The sequence below is a fragment of the Streptomyces sp. ICN903 genome (genome assembly GCF_022015835.1).
GTDB classification, from domain to species: domain Bacteria; phylum Actinomycetota; class Actinomycetes; order Streptomycetales; family Streptomycetaceae; genus Streptomyces; species Streptomyces fenghuangensis.
The window spans coordinates 1-3,028 of the sequence record NZ_JAKMAY010000467.1 but is presented as its reverse complement, the minus strand read 5'-3'; the positions used below and the strand labels follow the sequence as shown (position 1 = coordinate 3,028).

Below are 3,028 nucleotides of genomic sequence, written 5' to 3'. Positions count from 1 at the left end.
CCGCCCCCCGGACGGCCGCCCGCCGTGCGCGCACCGCAACAACACGAAGTTATGCGGTGCTTGCCCACAGTGCATATACCTTGTGATGCTATGACCGCTTTTGCCGGATGGAACAACCGTGAAGGGGTTGGACGAACGGTGGCGGTCACGCAGACCCTTCCCCGGACCCCGACCGGGGCGGCCCCCAGTCGTCGGAGCGCGGAGACGCGCGCCCTGACCCAGGTGCTCTTCGAGCGGCTCTCCGGGCTGGAGGCCGGCTCCTCCGAGCACGAACGGGTGCGCGGGGCCCTCATCGAGGCCAACCTCCCCCTCGTCCGCTACGTCGCCGCCCGCTTCCGCAGCCGCAACGAGCCGATGGAGGACATCGTCCAGGTCGGCACCATCGGCCTGATCAACGCCATCGACCGCTTCGACCCCGGCCGGGGGGTGCAGTTTCCCACCTTCGCGATGCCGACGATCATCGGCGAGATCCGGCGCTACTTCCGCGACAACGTCCGCACCGTGCACGTGCCGCGCCGGCTGCACGAGATGTGGGTCCAGGTCAGTGGCGCGACGGAGGACCTGACCGTGCTGCACGGCCGCTCGCCCACCACCGCCGAGATCGCCGAGCGGCTGCGGATCGCCGAGGAGGACGTCCTGGCCTGCCTGGAGGCCGGGCGCGCCTACCGCGCCACGTCCCTGGAGGCCGCCCAGGAGCGCGAGGACGGCATGCCCGGACTGATCGACCGGCTCGGCTACGAGGACCCGGCCCTGGACGGCGTGGAGCACCGCGACCTGGTGCGGCACCTGCTCGTCCAGCTCCCCGAGCGGGAGCAGCGGATCCTGCTGCTGCGCTACTACCGGAACCTGACGCAGTCGCAGATCAGCGCGGAGCTGGGGGTGTCGCAGATGCACGTGTCCCGGCTGCTGTCGCGGAGCTTCGCCCGGCTCCGTGCCGCAAACTCCATCGACGCGTAACCCCCGCGGGGGACACTCGTACGGACGCATCCCCATCCCGAACTGTGCAGTTTTATCGACAAGGGGCTACGTCGTGTTGCTGACTTGTGACATTCTGCGAGAAGTGCGTTTGCCGCGACGGCACCGCCGGTATTGACCGGGAGGTGCCTCCCTCACACCCGAGGGTGCCGCCGCGATCCGTCCGCGACCTCAAGGGGGTGGCATGTCCGTAGAACTGGGCAGCTCGAAGGTGCTCGCCGAGCCCGACACCAAGGCCGACGACGCACCGTACGTTCCCTCAGACTGCGACGCCATCGACACCCGGACCCTCTCCCGCTCCCTGTTCCAGCGGCTCGCCGCGCTCGACGCCGACAGCCCTGAACGCGTCTACGTCCGAGACACCCTCATCGAGCTGAACCTCCCGCTCGTGCGGTACGCGGCGGCCCGCTTCCGCAGCCGCAACGAGCCGATGGAGGACATCGTCCAGGTCGGCACCATCGGCCTGATCAAGGCCATCGACCGCTTCGACTGCGAACGGGGCGTGGAGTTCCCGACGTTCGCGATGCCGACGGTCGTCGGCGAGATCAAGCGCTTCTTCCGGGACACCTCCTGGTCGGTGCGCGTCCCCCGGCGCCTGCAGGAGCTGCGGCTGGCGCTCACCAAGGCCGGCGACGAGCTGTCGCAGAAACTCGACCGCTCCCCGACGGTGGCCGAACTGGCCGCCGCCCTCGGGGTGTCCGAGGAGGACGTGGTGGACGGGCTGGCCGTGGGCAACGCCTACACCGCCAGCTCCCTGGACTCCCCCGCCCCGGAGGAGGAGGGCGGCGAGGGCTCCCTCGCGGACCGGCTGGGGTACGAGGACAGCGCGCTGGAGGGCGTGGAGTACCGCGAGTCGCTCAAGCCGCTGCTCGCCAAACTCCCGCCGCGCGAACGGCAGATCATCATGCTGCGCTTCTTCGGCAACATGACGCAGTCGCAGATCGGCGAGCGGGTCGGCATCTCCCAGATGCACGTCTCGCGGCTGCTGACCCGTACGCTCGCGCAGCTCAGAGAGGGCCTGATCTCGGAGGAGTGACGGCCCGCGCGAGGAACGGCGCGTGAACGCGGGCAGCCGCCGGGACGGTGTCACACCGTCCCGGCGGCTGCCCGCGTTCACGGAAGCGGCGCGGATGCGGGCGGGGCCGTCCGTCCCCGCCCCGAACCGCTCAGGAGAGGGCGAACCAGACGACCGCCGCGATGACCGCCACGGCCGCGACGATCCCCACGATCAGGCCGACCCTGGGGCCGGAGGACTGCGTCGCGGCGGGCGGACGCGGCCCCTCCTCGTCGACGAAGGCGCGGAACATCTGGGTGCTGCCGGCCGGGTCGTGGCCGCCTGCCGGACCCTGGGGTGCATGAGGGTTGTGAGCCATGCCTCCGGACCCTAGCGAACAGGCCGGTCGCCGGTCACCCCCGGTCACGTCCCCGACCCGCCCGCACGGCGGCCACCGCGGGGCTTGGTGTAGGACACACCTTTTCTTGGGGAACTGTTTGCCCCCTCACGCCCGAATTCATTTGCTTGGGGCAACCAACGAACATACGCTTGCATTAAGCAACGATCCCTGCGGACGTGAGGAGAAGGACCCGGGTGACGGCACACACCCCCTACGAGGACCTGGCCCGGGAACTCGGCTCCGTCGGCACCGTCCGGCGCGAGCTGGCCCGCAACCTGCCGCACGACTGCCCGCCCGCGCCGGCGGCCGTGCTGGCCCTGCTGGGGCGGCACGGTGAGATGCGGATGACACGGCTCGCCGATCTGATGGCCATCGACATGTCCGTCACCAGCCGCCATGTCGCGTACGCCGTCGAGCGCGGCTGGGTCGACCGCCGGCCCGACCCCCTCGACGGCCGCGTCCGGCTGCTGAGGCTGACCGGGAGCGGCGAGAAGATGCTGGCCGAGATGCACCGCCGTACCAGCGAGACGCTCGCGCACCTCCTCGGCGGCTGGCCGGAGGAGGACGTGGCCCGTCTCACCGAGCTGCTGGCGAGACTGCGGGCGAGCTTCGGCGACTGCGGCTGCGGCTGCCGTACCGCCCCCCGCGGCGCCCGCCCC

At 70.9% G+C, this 3,028-nt stretch carries 4 protein-coding genes; 3 read left to right on the top strand and 1 reads right to left on the bottom strand.

Annotated features, from left to right (window positions below; all coding sequences use genetic code 11):
- Positions 1-51 precede the first annotated feature (51 nt).
- Together L7D48_RS27785 and L7D48_RS27780 are read left to right on the top strand one after the other, a co-directional pair.
- Positions 52-957, top strand: a complete 906-nt coding sequence (locus L7D48_RS27785; protein ID WP_374494044.1) for an RNA polymerase sigma factor SigF — start codon at positions 52-54, stop codon at positions 955-957.
- A gap of 202 nt (positions 958-1,159) precedes the next feature.
- Positions 1,160-2,011, top strand: a complete 852-nt coding sequence (locus tag L7D48_RS27780) for an RNA polymerase sigma factor SigF (protein ID WP_093657309.1) — start codon at positions 1,160-1,162, stop codon at positions 2,009-2,011.
- 130 nt (positions 2,012-2,141) lie between these two features.
- On the opposite strand, the gene L7D48_RS27775 is transcribed toward L7D48_RS27780, so the two are convergent.
- A complete protein-coding gene (locus L7D48_RS27775; RefSeq protein WP_237883696.1) occupies positions 2,142-2,348 on the bottom strand; it encodes a hypothetical protein in 207 nt (68 codons plus the stop codon).
- Between the two features lie 215 nt (positions 2,349-2,563).
- Between L7D48_RS27775 and L7D48_RS27770 the strand changes: the two genes are divergently transcribed.
- The coding region (locus L7D48_RS27770; protein WP_237883694.1) for a MarR family winged helix-turn-helix transcriptional regulator at positions 2,564-3,028 on the top strand (465 nt) is incomplete at its 3' end.

Coding starts and splice junctions, on each gene's coding strand:
- L7D48_RS27785 (WP_374494044.1), top strand. CDS start 52: ATGCGGTGCTTGCCCACAGTGCATATACCTTGTGATGCTATGACCGCT.
- L7D48_RS27780 (WP_093657309.1), top strand. CDS start 1,160: ATGTCCGTAGAACTGGGCAGCTCGAAGGTGCTCGCCGAGCCCGACACC.
- L7D48_RS27775 (WP_237883696.1), bottom strand. CDS start 2,348: ATGGCTCACAACCCTCATGCACCCCAGGGTCCGGCAGGCGGCCACGAC.